We start from the raw sequence: 14,617 nt of genomic DNA on the forward strand, positions 1-14,617 counted from the left end.
AATTAAGAAATAAAACGCTTAGGTCGAGGCAAATCCGCTCTTTCCTTGATCAGCACAATAACAATAAAGCACACAACGGCCAGATTGTTCACAAGCAGTTCCAGCAAAAATGAGCTGAAGTGCAGTTGGCTTGCACCGAAAACAAGTGTTGAAGAAAGAATTAGATAGAAAAGAGCATTGGGCACCTTGTAAGGAACCGGGTAATGCTTCTCCCCCAGGTAATAACTAACGACCGCCATTACTAGAAAAGTGAGGGCGGTTACCAATGCACTGCCCAAATACCCAATGAGAGGGATTAGTAACACATTACCTACTACTGTAATTAATGCACCAAGCAACGCTATGTATGCGCCGTAGTATGTCTGATCTGTGAGTTTATACCACACCGAAAGGTTGTAATAAATGCCTAGAAACAAATAACCCATGAGCAAAAAGGGCACAATAAATAGCGCTTCACGGTATTCCGACTGGCGAAGAAGAAGCCCCAGCCAATTTAAATTGACAGAAATACCCAAAAACACCAATGCCCCGAAAATAACAAACCACTTCATCACTTTACTGAACAGCTCGGGAGAGTTTTTATCGGCGGCACTTGAAAAGAAGAAGGGCTCAGCAGCGTACCGAAAGGCCTGGATACCCAGGTTCATAAACACACTCAGCTTAAAGCAGGCACCATACACGCCTGTTGCGTAGTCAGGGCCGACATGGCCGTAGAAACCCTCCGGTAAAAGGTACTTGATCATCAGCCGACCGAAGGTTTCATTGACTGTGCCCGCCAGGCCCATTACTCCCACCGGCAGGCTGTAAACCAGTATCTGTTTGATCAATTTACCATTCCAGTTGAACCTGGCAGCCATAAGCTCCTTCGCCAATAGGGGCACCAGCAAGAAAGTGCCCAGGAAGTTGGCAATAAAAATGTATTCAATGCCAAGAGAGGCGTCGTACCATGGCGTTATCAACGGTTTTAAGAAAACGAGGTACTCACCAGCAATGGCTGCTGGAGCGATCACGAGCAAAAAGATGTTTAGCAGTATAGTGACCAGGATGACGAGAATCTTAATACTGGCGAATTTGATTGGCCGGTTCTCCAGCCGAAGCTTGGCAAAGGGAATCGACATAACAGCCTCTACTGCCAGTATCGCCGCAAACCATCTTATCCATGACGAATGATCGGGGTATTCGATAAATGAAGCTATTGGCTGGGCAAAAGCCGAGAGCGCAACGGTAAAAACTAAGGTAGTCAGCACTATCATGGTCATTACCTGACCATATGTATGCTGTCCTTTAGCAAGGTCTTTGGTGGAAAACCTAAAGAAGGTTGTTTCCAGGCCATAGGTATAAATAATAAGCAGGAATGCCGAATAACCGTAGAGTATGGTCATTTGGCCATACTCGCCTGGCTCAAAAATACCTGTGTAAAATGGCGTCAGCAGCCAGTTAAGCAGGCGCCCCACAATGCTACTGACTCCGTATATCGCAGTTTGGCCTGCTAGTTTTTTTAGTTGGCCCATATAAAGCCCGAAGTTACCTTATTCGCCCTTAAAAACAGGCTTGCGCTTTTCAAGAAAGGCAGTTGTTCCTTCAACGAAGTCTTCTGTGCCGCAGCACCTGGCAAAAGAATTGGCCTCTGTCTGATATCCATCTTCGTCGGCATTATAAACTGCGTTGACGCAGTCTATCACCATTCCAACCGCCAGAGGCGCCTTTTCAAGGATTTTTGCCATCAGGCTGTTGGTCTTTTCCATCAGCTTGTCGGCAGGAACGACATAATTTACAAGGCCCAAAGTAAGCGCATCTGCCGCACAGATCATTTCACCAGTTAGCATCAGCTCCGCTGCCTTTGCTTTACCTATTAGGTGAGTCAGCCTTTGGGTGCCTCCATAGCCCGGTATAATGCCGAGATTGATCTCCGGTTGCCCAAACCTCGCATTCTCTGATGCTATCCGCATATGACACGCCATGGCCAGCTCGCAACCTCCTCCCAGGGCAAAGCCGTTCACCGCAGCGATAACCGGAGCATGACAGTTTTGGATAAGGTTAAAAATCTCCTGCCCATTCTCGGCGAACTTGCGTCCATTAAGCTCGTTGATCTCGGAAAACTCCTTGATGTCTGCACCTGCTACAAATGCCTTCTCTCCCGCACCTGTGACAATAACACCTCTCAAGTCTTTGGCGTCATTAATCTCCTGAAAAGCTTGTTTCAACTCTTCCATGGTTTGCTGATTAAGTGCATTCAGTTTGTCGGGCCTGTTAATTGTGATGGTCTTTACTGATCCGCTCTGCTCAACTAGTATGTTTTTATAACTACTCATAGGTTTCCATTTTAAGCTTCAAATTCTGAAGCATTTCCGGCTGTATCGGACATCAAATAATTTACTTTTTTGCCAAAGTTCAAAATCCGCTCCCTATTCGACACTTATCCAGGTGTATGGCAGACGGTAAAAACGCCGTGTACCAAATACCCACTCCGTTTAAACAAAAAACTTATTTTTGTCCACTTTCAGTAGAAATCTTACATCAATCAAAGGGCTGCTAAATCCGGTGAGATACCTCTTTACGTATGTGAAATAGAGGATCGAAAAACAAGGCTTTCTACCAACTCTCCAAAAAAGTCGACAAATAGGTGTTTTACCTCACATAAGAAATTTTCTGGTGTGAAAACAATGATTGACCTTTGTATTGTCCGAAAGGAAGAAGATTTATCAGATATGAAAAACACATTAAAAATCGTTTTAGTTTTAGTAATTGCAGCCTTGAACAACCAGTTTGCTGTAGGACAGAAAGTCACTAGAGCTCAGACTAAAACCAATGGTTTCTACCTTTGGTCCACCAATGCTAACTGGACAGATAATGTGGCTGTTCCGGTTTCTAATATTGGCGACACATACAACTCAGGTGGAAATGAGCAAATCAGAATTGAAAAATATATCACAAGAAACGGTTCTCTCTCCTTCCGCAACATTGGAGCTAACACCAAAGAAATAGTTATTAAGGATACTCTGGTGGTTTATGGCAATTTGACTTTTGCTGCAAACAGCTATAGCTTGAAACTTCTATCTGGAGCGGTATTAATTGTTTTTGGAGACTTCTCCGCTGCTAACAAAGTTACTCTTGACAATGGAGGACTTTTGATAATCGACGGCAACATGTCTTTAACAGGCGGTAACCAAGAATATACTGACAATAATGGAGGTGTTGGCAATCTGGTAGTAACCGGGACAATCAGCGGAAACGGAGATACTGCGGCGGCTTCAGCCGACAATTCGTCGCTAAGCTCTAAGTCTCAGTCAATTCAAGATTTCGTTAATGGCGGTGGCTCTACCCCACTCCCTATCGTACTTAGCTATTTCAAAGGCGTAAGCCTGAAAAATGCAGTTAAGCTTTCATGGGAAACAGTTTCAGAAGAAAATTTTGATCATTTCGAAATCCAAAGATCATTTGACGGAAAAGACTTTGACGTGATCGCCACTGAAAAAGGAAACGGCTTTACATCTGAGAAACACCAGTATTCATTTACTGACACGAATCCTGAAAGGGGCATCAATTATTACCGCTTGAATGCCATTGACTTTGACGGTTCTTCAGAAATATTCGAAACAATCGCTGTAGAAGTTGTCCCTGACTTCAGCAGTGTGGCTATGTACCCGAACCCAAACAACGGAACAGCATTGCAGCTCAACATCCCTGAAGAGCTTCTTTACACAGCTTATAGTGTGACTATGACTGTATCAGATCTTCAGGGCAGAGTAGTGACAACAAGTGAAATCACTTCGGCTCATGTTTCTACCACCTTCGACCAAACCTTGTCCACCGGGATTTATTTGGTAACCATCCAGGCCGGGAAGTATTCTTCTACCTATAGGCTAATGGTTAATCAAGGATAAGATTAGCCAGAATTTCAGTTGTCATTCTTTTCAGATCATATTTCGGCTCCCATCCCCAGTCGGCCCTTGCATGACTATCATCAATGCTGTTGGGCCAGGAGTCGGCAATTTTCTGCCTGAAATCCGGTTCGTACGAAATGTTGAATCCAGGCACTTCTGATTTTATAGCTTCGTAGATGTCTTTTGGTGCGAAGCTCATGGCGTGCAGGTTGTAGCTGGATCTGATTTTGATCTTTGAGGACTCCTCCTCCATTAGCTGAATGGTGCCATCCACAGCGTCCGTCATGTACATCATCGGCAGCAACGTGTCCTCCCGCAAAAAGCAATTGAAGTCTTTGCCTTCCTTGGCCTTGTAGTAAATGTCAACCGCATAGTCGGTAGTGCCACCGCCCGGCTTGGCCTTGTAGCCAATAAGACCAGGATAACGAATACTTCTAACGTCGACCCCATATTTTAAAAAGTAGTACTCGCACCACCTTTCGCCCGCCAACTTGCTGATACCATAAACCGTATTCGGGTTCATGATGGTGTTCTGGGGTGTATGATTAATGGGAGAATTGGGGCCAAAAACGGCTATCGAGCTTGGCCAATATACACGCTCCAGCTTTCGTTCTTTCGCTATTTCCAACACCGTGAGCAGGCTGGTCATATTGAGGTTCCAGGCAAACATGGGATCGGCTTCACCTTTTGCCGACAACACCGCCGCCAGGTGATAAATCTGGTCAACCCTGTATTTCGCTATCAGCTCCGCAAGCCTTTTGCCGTCCATGGCGTCCAGGTATTCAAACGGCCCCGATAGCAGGCTTTCCTTTGGTGCCGAAACATCGGTTGCAATGACCTTGTCGTTTCCATGCCGGGCTCTCAGCGATTCGGTCAGCTCCGTGCCCAGCTGGCCGCAGGCACCTATAATAAGGATCGTACTCATTCGTAAATTTTGAAGGGTTAATGTTGTGTCGGCAAAATTAGTAATATTGAGTACAAGCAAAAGCGCTTTCAGCAAACACATTTAACCACTGTCAATTACCAGCTGCCTTTGCTGAAAAGTTTCCGTAGCCGCCGAAAGCACTTATATTTGCCCAAAGGAAAAACCATGACTTTCAAAGAGTACCTGACTTCAAAAAAAATAGATGCCAAGGGATTCGCTCTGGGCGAACAGGAGCGTTTCATGGAACTCAAGAATATTTTTGATCAGGTTCACCCGGATAGCTTTACTGCACAAAAAATATTTCTGATCAATGGAATAAGAAGAAAATACCCCATTGTGGAAACGGCTGAGGAAGCAAAGAAAGAAGTGCCCAAAGCAAAAATGATGAGGCCTAAACTTAGCATTACCCCAAAAAATAAGGAATAAGAAACTATGTACGATTCATTAAAGGAAAAACTGACCGCCGAACTTGAAGAGATCAAAAAGGCAGGTCTTTACAAAACAGAAAGAATCATCACCACTCCTCAGGGAGCCGATATCAAAACACAAGACGGCCGGGAGGTGATCAACTTTTGCGCCAACAACTACCTGGGGCTGTCGGCTCACCCAAAAGTACTGGAAGCTGCCAAAAAAAGCATCGACTCGCATGGCTTTGGCATGTCTTCAGTCAGATTTATCTGCGGCACACAAGACATCCACAAAACGCTGGAGAAAAAGATATCGGAATTCCTGGGCACTGAAGACACGATCCTATATGCCGCAGCTTTCGATGCCAATGGTGGCGTTTTCGAGCCCCTGTTTGGGCCGGAAGATGCCATTATATCTGACGAGTTGAACCATGCCTCTATTATTGACGGCGTAAGGCTGTGCAAAGCACAAAGGTTTCGCTATAAGAACAGTGACATGGCCGATCTTGAAGAGCAATTGAAAGCCGCTGCTGGCTGTAAAAACAAGATCATCGTTACCGATGGTGTTTTCTCAATGGACGGCACTATTGCCAAATTGGATGAAATATGCGACCTGGCCGATAGGTACGGGGCCACCACTATGATCGACGAATGCCACTCAACCGGCTTCATGGGAAGAACCGGCCGTGGTACGCACGAGTTCAGAGGCGTAATGGGCCGAATCGAAATTATCACCGGCACTTTAGGCAAAGCTCTTGGCGGAGCATCGGGCGGCTTCACAAGTGGGAAAAAAGAGATTATTGAGCTACTGAGACAACGCTCCAGGCCCTACCTTTTCTCCAACACATTGGCACCAAGCATCACTGGTGCCTCCATTGCTGTTATCGACTTGCTTTCTGAAACCACCCAGCTAAGAGACAAGCTGGAGGCCAACACCAAATACTTCCGTGAGAAAATGACCACTGTCGGTTTTGACATCAAGCCTGGCGAGCACCCCATTGTGCCCATTATGCTTTATGACGCTGTGCTTTCACAACAATTTGCGCAAAAGCTGCTCGAAAAGGGCATTTATGTTATTGGTTTCTATTTTCCCGTGGTGCCCAAAGGGAAGGCAAGAATTCGGGTGCAAATTTCGGCGGTACACGATAAACATCACCTCGATAAAGCTATTGCTGCCTTCACTGAAGTTGGAAAAGAACTGGGCGTTTTGAAGTAGAGCCCTTTTTTGTTCACCTCATAATTAAGAAAGCCGATCATTTCAATGATCGGCTTTCTTAATTTTACCCTGCGTCACCTATTTTTTCTTTATGGCCTTGGTCCAGACCGGAATCTGTGTGTGGTTAATCACATTTTTGGAGATCATTCCTCCAAGTAGCACCCCAAGTCCTTTTCTGGGGTGGGTAGCCATGGCAATCAAATCAGCATTGTTTTGACCGGCAAATAGCAGAATACCTTCCGCTTCATCCGGATCATGAAACGTGTTAACTGTGTAATTCTCAAGTTTATAATAATCCGCAAACTTCTGAATTCGCTCCTTTACTTCCTGGTCGTTGACCCAAACAGGCTCAAACACCTTTAATATATGAAGTTTTGCTCCGTACAGCTTCTGCAACGCTTTCAGGTCATTCATGATGATGCCCTGCTCTTCCCGCAAATCTGACGCATAAACAATGTTCTTGATATTTACCAAGTCCCGTCTGGCCTTCACGGTTATCACGGGCACGCTCGAAAACCTGCTCAATTTCTCCGCATTTGAACCGACAAAGACCTCGTCGAGACCGGAAGAACCTGAGGAACCCATCACTACCAAATCAGGATTCAGGCGCTCGATCACCTCAAATATCTTGTCAAAAGTCTTCCCAATTTTAACCTCGAAGCTCATAGAAACCCCGGCATAGGCAGGGTCGGCCACCAGTGCCTTCAAACGTTCTTCGGTTTTCCTTATTAACTGAACAATATAGATGTTTTCCTCAGGGGAGTACCCCGCAATACCCATTGTGTTAAAACTATAGTCATGCGGATCTTCTATCACATTGACCAAGACTATCTCAGCACCTTTTTTTTGTGCCAAGGGATAGGCCGACTCTAAGGCAAAGGTTGCTTCTTTAGAAAAATCAGTTGGGACGAGTATCTTTTTCATGATAGTGTCAATTATTGCAAAGCATAAAGCTAAATAACGTAATATTTTGCATTTATGACATTCACCCGGCTGACCTTCTGAACTTTATCATTTAATCGGGGTTGAAAATATCATAAGATAGTTATTTTTGGCAAATGAAGAATTTTGTAAAAAGCTATTACCTGGAATCTTTTGTTTGCTTTTTAATTGCCAATCTACTGTCTATTGCCGCCTATGCTCAAGAAGCGCACTACCCCATTGTAACAGGTCACGGCGGAATCTTTGACATTCAGGAAGCAACAGAGTTTCCCGACCCTACTCTGCAATACAAAATTGTTGTGGATATCAAAGAGGGAGCCGGAGGCCATAAATCGATCAACGCATCGCTGAACAACCTGGCCAGAATTGCCAACCTGCATGGCATGGGGGGAGTGCCGAAAGAGAACATTGATATAGTAGCTGTGATCCACGGGGAAGCAACCATCTCCATTCTGTCCGATATTTCACACGAAAACAGATACGGAACGCCCAATCCAAACACCGACCTTATCCGATCTCTTTTAGAAGGAGGAATAAAGCTATACGTATGCGGGCAGTCGCTGAAGGCAAGAAAAATTGATGCCAGAGAGCTAACCCCCGGCATTGCCATCAGCCTGTCGGCGGTTACTTTGGTGACAACTTATCAGCTGAAAGGCTACGCCGTGCTTAGTTATTAGCCTATGCGGAAGCTCTTTTTAACCACTACGCTGATTCTCGCACTGGTAACAATTTTGGGATCATGTGGCTCTGAGAATTCCAGCAAGGAATCAGCGAGTCAACCAGCCGCCCCTAAGCCAACCCCTCTCACTTCTATCTCTACTTCGCCGGGGGCATTAACACCCCAAAGCACCCTTGAAATTTCCGTGTCAATTGAGGGTGACTCCGTTCGAGTTGACTCTATGGTCATTTTCTTTGAATCCGTCCGTCTTGCCTCTTCGCAAGCTACGAGCCTGTCTGCGTCGTTGGCACCGCTTCCTTTGGGTAAACAAACGCTAACAGCGAAGCTGTTTCTGAACAATGGCGGAACAGAACAGCACGCCCTGCCCCTGATCTTGCTTGCAGAAACGCCTCCCCAAAAATTTGATTTCAGAAAGATTGAAACTTACACACACGACCCCGATGCTTATACTCAAGGTCTCCTTTATCATGGCGGCTTCCTGTATGAAAGCACAGGAACAAGGGGCGAAAGCACGCTTCGAAAAGTCGACATTTCAACGGGCAAAGTGCTACAGCAAACACCGCTGGACAGCAGGTACTTTGGCGAAGGCCTTGCTTTTTGGGACAACAGCCTGATCCAGCTTACCTGGACATCAAAAATTGGTTTTGTGTACGATTTGGAATCGTTTGAACAAAAGAGAACCTTCAATTATTCTACAGAAGGCTGGGGGCTCGCATCAACTGACACGGAGCTCGTGATGAGCGATGGCACGGAGTACCTCTACTTTCTTGATCCGGTAACGCTGGCAGAAACAAGGCGGATTCAGGTGTACAATCACCAGGAAAAGATATTGTACCTGAATGAGCTTGAAGTAGTAGGTGGCCTGATTTACGCCAATGTGTACCAGACAGATGTGATCGTGATGATTGACCCGCTCAGCGGTGCGGTGGTAGGCGATGTTTCGCTCGAAGGAATCTTCAATAAGCAAGGGTACAGCAGAAGACTCGACGTGCTGAACGGAATTGCCTGGGATGAAAAAGAGAAAAGACTCTTTGTTACCGGCAAATGGTGGCCCAAATTGTATCAAATAGAACTATTTAAAATTCAATCCTAAATCAATTAAATTATGAGTCTGGACATAGCAACCGGCAGAGTGGTAGAAATGGCAAAAGAAAACGGGGGAACCATTGGTAGCTCAGTGAAATTTGTTTTTCAGGAGGGGGTTATTCTTTTGGACGATACCGTAACCCCAACAAAGGTTTCAAATGACGACACGACTGCACAGTGTACCATTAAAATGGAACTTAAGGACTTTGTGAAGCTACTTGACGGAGACCTGGATCCCATGAGCGCATTTATGGGAGGTATGATGAAAATTGAAGGCGATATGACCATTGCCATGAAACTGACCTCCCTTTTTTAATAGTTGGCCGAAACGTTTCCCCGAAAGTTTTCGGCACAAAGTAAGCGAGACATTGTATTTTGAGGAATAACCAACCCAATAGTTAGATGAGACAATTAGTCAAGAAGAAAGGAGAACCGATGTATGGTGTTTTCACGGCAAGAGGTCGTGATGCCTCCCGACTGGAGCAGCTAAGCGACTGCGTGTTTGCCCTGGCTATTACTATGTCTCTTTTGTCTACCCAGGCTCCCCGAAATTTCGATGAGTTGACCTTGTTTATTTCAGATGTAATTCCTTTTGCCTTAAGTATGGGGGCGGTTATGTGGATTTGGCATGGCCATTACCAGTTCTTTATGCGTTATGGACTGAGAGACATGAGAATCATTGTGCTCAATACCTTTATGATGCTCATCGTACTATTCTTTATATACCCACTCAAATTCCTCAGCACCTGGCTGGTCTCCTATTTCACCCTTCTCGCCAAGGCGTTGCTGATAAGCAATGAATACTTCAGGGAGTTGAACCAAATGGGCACGCAGATGATCCCCTGGAACGATATGCCAGAGCTGATGATCATCTATGACTGCGGCTTTCTGTCGATATATATAACGTTCGTTCTAATGTATCGGCACGCTATCAAAAACAGTGAATCACTAAACATGAGTGAACCGGAGCTCCACGCTACCAAATCCATTGTGGCTCACTACACCGGCATAGTTGCTATCGGCCTCATTTCATTGTTCATTGCCTTACTTGGCTTCCTGATCGACTGGGAGTTCTCCGGACTTTTTGCCGGGGTTATCTACGCTTTGATTGGGCCTGTCTCCTATTTCATAGGACGTAAATTTGATAAGCCCCCTTCAGGCGCCACCAGTAACTAGGCGTGGTTACCTCTCACTATGTCTATTGTCCCCGCCACATTTGACCAAAGGCTACTTGCTCAGTCCATCGATATCACCTTCCTGTTGCCGTTTCTATTCATACTCGACGGGCTATGGGAAACGGACTCTAACTGGTTTTGGGCAGTTTGTATTTTATTGTACCATGGCTATGCTGTGGGAATGGAGGCATCGGCACTCAAAGCCACTGTAGGCAAAAAAATGGCGGGATTAAGCATCCGAATGGACAACGGAAGACCTGTTAGTTTTAAAAATGCTGTTGTGAGAAATTTGTGCAAATGGGTTTCGCTATTGCCCATTTCAGCTGGCTTTTTTATGATCTACCTACGGCGTGATGCCAGGTCATTTCACGACATCGTCTCCAAAAGCAAAGTGGTGTCGAGTTCCGAATAACCGCCCAAACAGCTAAATCAAAAAGTAAAATAATTAGTTGGATAAATTTAATAAAACAACGTAGTTTCGTTGTGGTTTAAACGACCCACCTAATATAAGGAATAAATCTATTCACCATGGCGAGATCAGGCGTTAAGCAATTTGAAGAGTTTTTTGAAAAGATCATTTTCTGGGGGCGCTGGGTGCAAGCTCCTATGTATCTGGGGCTTATCTTCGGTTCTTTCATGTACCTATATAAGTTCTTCGAAGAACTCTATCACCTCTACGACGGGGTGGTTAGCTATACAGAGGCTCAGGTGATGCTTGGCATTTTAGGTTTAGTAGACATAAGCATGGTAATGAACCTAATTGTGATGGTCATTGTCGGTGGCTACTCCATTTTTACGAGTAAAATTGATGTTGATCACCACGAAGATAAGCCTCAATGGCTTGAAGACCTTGATGCTGGCAAGTTGAAAATTAAGCTGGCTTCTTCGTTGGCATCGATTTCAGGTGTTCACCTGCTCAAAACATTTATTGATGTTAGAGGTGCGAGAGACATGGAAGGCAATGAAGGTATCATAGTCGAAATTGCCATCCACCTAACTTTCATCATTTCCGCTTTGCTTTTAGCCTACACTGAGAAAATCCAGCACTCATACCACGGTCATGGCGCTGCTGAGGGCGATGACAGCCACTAATAAGAAACCATTTAAAATATTTATCAGGGCGCTGAATTCTTCAGCGCCCTTTCTTTTTCACAAAAAAAGCCACCTTTCGGTGGCTCCCATTTAGATTAGGTTGGTTAAATACCTATTCAATTTAGATAAATTATTGAATATCCGAAACAACCTAACTCGTTTTCCTCTTGAGTCATTACTCAACCCTGAGGCGGTATCTTCATTCGATTAGCTGAATCTGCTCCTCCTTTACCTTTTCTTTATAGGCTTCCCAGTCGGTCTGCACAAACTTACTAATGTTGGCTATCGGCGATTTCACGGCCTCTTCGGCCTGGCTCAAAATCGTCTCCTGCGTCGGGGTGGCAATCATATAGGTATCTCCAAGGTGATTGGCTGCCAGGTTGATGATCGCCTCCACAGTTGTAGGATCTCTATAGATTCCCTGCATGTCCTCCTTGCCAAAAATAGGCTCCCTTAGTGCTTTCACCTTTGCTTTGATGTCTTTCCCGGCACTTTTAAGCACCTTAGAAGCTTCGTCTTCTCTATCCGCCAGCAGCTTATCAACTCTTTCAACGGCAGCCAACGCCTCCCTGAGGTTATCCACGGCAATTGTTAGCTGGGTCACGGAAGCCTCCCACCGCTTGATCATAGCCAGCTTTCTCTCTCGTTCCTGAGGAGTTATTGGTGTTACTCTTGGGTCGCTAAGAACTTTTACCTCTGTTGTCGCTATGTCTTCACCATGAACAACTTTCACAGTATAAGTGCCGGGCACGGCTGTAAAGCCACCACCATCGGCAGTTCCCGGCTTTGGCTTTGATGTGTCCGGTTCTCTCACCTCTTTGTACCGAAGATCCCACGAGGTTCGGTTGAATCCTTTTTTGGCATCGGCATACAGCGTACGAACAACCTGCCCCTCCTGGAGGATTTCTATCTTGACACTATCTCTTTTTCCGGCCACCTCTTTCAAATAAAAGGAAATCAGCGCTCCGTAAGGTCTGTTCTCACCAGCAAAGAGCCCGTCACCAGTGGCGCTGTATCCTTTGGCTCCTCTGGTTGTGCTCGCCGCATAGGCATCGGGGACATCAAACAACGCTATTGACTTGTCCAACAATTGCTTTCCCTGGCTGGCTAGCGCTCTCATCGGACGAATATCGTCGAGCACGTACACTGAACGCCCGTACGTGCCAATAACCAGGTCATGATCCCTCGGATGAATGACCAAATCCATTGTCGATACTGTTGGGTAGCCATTTTCCCACTTTACCCAACTGGCAGCCCCATCAACCGTCATATACAGCCCAAATTCAGTTCCGACGAACATAAGCCTGGGCTCAATAGGGTCCTGCACAAAAGAATGAACAAACCCTGTTACGGAGTTTTCATTTACCAGGCGCTTCCAGGTCTTTCCAAAGTCTTTCGTTTGAAACACCCATGGCGTCCAATCGTTTCTCCGGTAGTTGTTAATCACCACGAAAGCTTCTCCTTCATTGTAGCTGGATGCGTGCACCTGATTGACCCAGGAACCAGCAGGAACTCCTTTAATGTTCGTCGCAACGTTAGTCCAGGTTTTTCCCTTGTCTCTCGTTAGCTGAACATTGCCGTCGTCGGTTCCCACCCATATTATGTCCTTGCTGAGGCTACTTGGCGACACCGCCAAAATCGTTGTGTGATTTTCTGCGCCTGTCACGTCATAGGTGATGCCACCACTTTCGAGTTGCTTTTGCTTTGCAGGATCATTGGTGGTGAGGTCTGGCGAGATAATCTCCCAGGTCTTCCCCTTATCTGGCGAATAATGCAGAAACTGACTTCCCATATAAATGCCATTGGCGTTGTGCGGATCCCTTGCTACACCGGCATTCCAGTTAAACCTGAGAAAGGTGCCTTCAGGATGCACAGGCTGCCTATACTCAGAGTCGCCTGTTACCTTATCATAGAGCTGAATATTTCCTTTTTGCGATTGAGCAAATCCGTACCGTGAGTTTTCCAGGTCCGGAATAACATCAAAACCGTCGCCTCCGCCTATGCGGGTCCACTCAGAGTTATATATGAGGTTATTATTGTCGCCCCTCCCTCTGACATACACACTGCTTGGCCCCGTCCACGATCCATTGTCCTGCAAACCACCATATATATTGAACGGAATGTCGTTATCCACGCTGATGTGATAAAACTGCCCTAAAGGCAGATTCTCAGGATAATACCAGGTTACACCTTTGTCTCTGGTCACACCCATTCCACCGTCATTTCCGATAAGCATGAAGCTTGGGTCGTCGGGATGAATCCAAAAGGCGTGATTATCGCCATGGAGCCGGCCCACATTTGTGAATGTTTTGAAAGTCTTTCCGCCGTCTTCGCTTACAGTGGTGCCACTAAAAATATTGTAGATTCTGTTCTCATTCGATGGGTCTACATAAATCTCCGCATAATAAAACGGCCTGTCCCCGATATTTTTAGTAGTCACCAACGTCCAGGTAAAACCGCCGTCTTCCGACTTGTAGAACCCATTCTTTTTTGCCTCAACAATAGCGTAAACAACCTGCGGCTTTCCCGGTGCTATTGCCAGTCCCATTTTACCCAGTTCGCCTTCAGGTAGTCCATCCTCACTCGTAATCTTTTTCCAGGTTGTTCCTGCATCCATGGTCACATACATTCCTGAGCCCGCACCACCAGACTTAAAGAACCAGGGCCACCTGCGAAACTCCCACATATTGGCAATGAATTTATTGGGGTTGGTTGGATCACGTACCATCTCACCTATTCCTACTCTTTCGTTTACGTACAAAATCTTACTCCAAGTCTTGCCCCCATCCGTCGTCTTGTACACACCTCTGTCGGGTGTGTCTTGCCAGGCAGACCCCTGCACGCCGACAACCACCACATCAGGATTGAAAGGATCAACAAAAATCCGGTGAATATTGCGGGTATTTTCCAACCCCATGTGCTTCCAGGTGGTACCCCCATCGTTTGACATGTAAACTCCATTTCCAGAATTGTGGCTATTTCTGGGATTGCCCTCGCCTGTGCCAACCCAAATAATATTTGGATTTCGCTGATAGATACTAATTGCACCGATGCTGGTTACCGGCTGATCATCGAAGATTGGCATCCATTTATAGCCTCCGTTCTCTGATTTCCACAGGCCGCCAGAAGCTGACCCAACATATATAATGTCTGGGTTGGATAAGTCCACATCGAAAGACGTTACCCTCCCACTCATTCCAGAAGGGCCGAT

At 45.8% G+C, this 14,617-nt stretch carries 14 protein-coding genes; 9 read left to right on the plus strand and 5 right to left on the minus strand.

Annotated features, from left to right (window positions below; translation table 11 throughout):
• Window positions 1-2: 2 nt before the first annotated feature.
• Both GC130_RS24540 and GC130_RS24545 read right to left on the minus strand, forming a co-directional pair.
• Window positions 3-1,511, minus strand: coding sequence for a lipopolysaccharide biosynthesis protein (locus GC130_RS24540; protein WP_152001019.1), 1,509 nt, complete (start codon window positions 1,509-1,511; stop codon window positions 3-5).
• An 18-nt stretch (window positions 1,512-1,529) separates the two neighbouring features.
• Window positions 1,530-2,312, minus strand: coding sequence for an enoyl-CoA hydratase/isomerase family protein (locus tag GC130_RS24545; RefSeq protein WP_152001020.1), 783 nt, complete (start codon window positions 2,310-2,312; stop codon window positions 1,530-1,532).
• Between the two features lie 396 nt (window positions 2,313-2,708).
• Here GC130_RS24545 and GC130_RS24550 point away from each other — a divergent pair, with 396 nt between their 5' ends.
• Complete coding sequence (locus GC130_RS24550; RefSeq protein ID WP_193217992.1) at window positions 2,709-3,884, plus strand: T9SS type A sorting domain-containing protein; 1,176 nt, start codon at window positions 2,709-2,711, stop codon at window positions 3,882-3,884.
• Here the strand turns inward: GC130_RS24550 and GC130_RS24555 are convergent.
• Entirely contained in the window at window positions 3,871-4,809 is a 939-nt protein-coding gene (locus GC130_RS24555) for an NAD-dependent epimerase/dehydratase family protein (protein ID WP_152001022.1), read from the minus strand. The two genes, GC130_RS24550 and GC130_RS24555, sit on opposite strands and share 14 nt — an antisense overlap.
• Window positions 4,810-4,974: 165 nt before the next feature.
• Here GC130_RS24555 and GC130_RS24560 point away from each other — a divergent pair, with 165 nt between their 5' ends.
• Window positions 4,975-5,235, plus strand: coding sequence for a hypothetical protein (locus GC130_RS24560; RefSeq protein ID WP_152001023.1), 261 nt, complete (start codon window positions 4,975-4,977; stop codon window positions 5,233-5,235).
• A 6-nt stretch (window positions 5,236-5,241) separates the two neighbouring features.
• The gene (gene kbl / locus GC130_RS24565; protein ID WP_152001024.1) at window positions 5,242-6,432 is read left to right on the plus strand and encodes a glycine C-acetyltransferase; all 1,191 of its coding nucleotides are present in this window, start codon (window positions 5,242-5,244) and stop codon (window positions 6,430-6,432) included.
• Between the two features lie 78 nt (window positions 6,433-6,510).
• On the opposite strand, the gene GC130_RS24570 is transcribed toward kbl, so the two are convergent.
• Window positions 6,511-7,356: a universal stress protein gene (locus tag GC130_RS24570; protein WP_152001025.1), complete on the minus strand. Its 846-nt coding sequence runs from the start codon at window positions 7,354-7,356 to the stop codon at window positions 6,511-6,513.
• A 134-nt stretch (window positions 7,357-7,490) separates the two neighbouring features.
• Between GC130_RS24570 and GC130_RS24575 the strand changes: the two genes are divergently transcribed.
• The 6 genes from GC130_RS24575 to GC130_RS24600 all read left to right on the plus strand — a co-directional run bounded on the left by GC130_RS24575 (window position 7,491) and on the right by GC130_RS24600 (window position 11,406).
• On the plus strand, window positions 7,491-8,051 hold the full coding sequence (locus tag GC130_RS24575) for a DsrE family protein (protein WP_152001026.1): 561 nt from the start codon (window positions 7,491-7,493) through the stop codon (window positions 8,049-8,051).
• Between the two features lie 3 nt (window positions 8,052-8,054).
• Window positions 8,055-9,146 (plus strand): glutaminyl-peptide cyclotransferase, encoded by a 1,092-nt coding sequence (locus GC130_RS24580; RefSeq protein WP_152001027.1) that lies wholly within the window; start codon window positions 8,055-8,057, stop codon window positions 9,144-9,146.
• Window positions 9,147-9,158: 12 nt separating this feature from the next.
• Complete coding sequence (locus GC130_RS24585) at window positions 9,159-9,455, plus strand: SCP2 sterol-binding domain-containing protein (RefSeq protein WP_152001028.1); 297 nt, start codon at window positions 9,159-9,161, stop codon at window positions 9,453-9,455.
• An 86-nt stretch (window positions 9,456-9,541) separates the two neighbouring features.
• Window positions 9,542-10,315 carry a TMEM175 family protein gene (locus GC130_RS24590; RefSeq protein ID WP_152001029.1) on the plus strand — a complete coding sequence of 258 codons (774 nt, stop codon included), beginning with the start codon at window positions 9,542-9,544 and terminating at the stop codon, window positions 10,313-10,315.
• 18 nt (window positions 10,316-10,333) lie between these two features.
• Entirely contained in the window at window positions 10,334-10,726 is a 393-nt protein-coding gene (locus tag GC130_RS24595) for an RDD family protein (protein WP_152001030.1), read from the plus strand.
• 116 nt (window positions 10,727-10,842) lie between these two features.
• Window positions 10,843-11,406: a TIGR00645 family protein gene (locus GC130_RS24600; protein WP_152001031.1), complete on the plus strand. Its 564-nt coding sequence runs from the start codon at window positions 10,843-10,845 to the stop codon at window positions 11,404-11,406.
• Window positions 11,407-11,605: 199 nt separating this feature from the next.
• On the opposite strand, the gene GC130_RS24605 is transcribed toward GC130_RS24600, so the two are convergent.
• On the minus strand, window positions 11,606-14,602 hold the full coding sequence (locus GC130_RS24605; protein WP_226940601.1) for a sialidase family protein: 2,997 nt from the start codon (window positions 14,600-14,602) through the stop codon (window positions 11,606-11,608).
• Window positions 14,603-14,617: the final 15 nt, after the last annotated feature.

Origin of the sequence: Imperialibacter sp. EC-SDR9 (assembly GCF_902498805.1) — a bacterium.
Classification (GTDB): Bacteria; Bacteroidota; Bacteroidia; order Cytophagales; family Cyclobacteriaceae; genus Imperialibacter.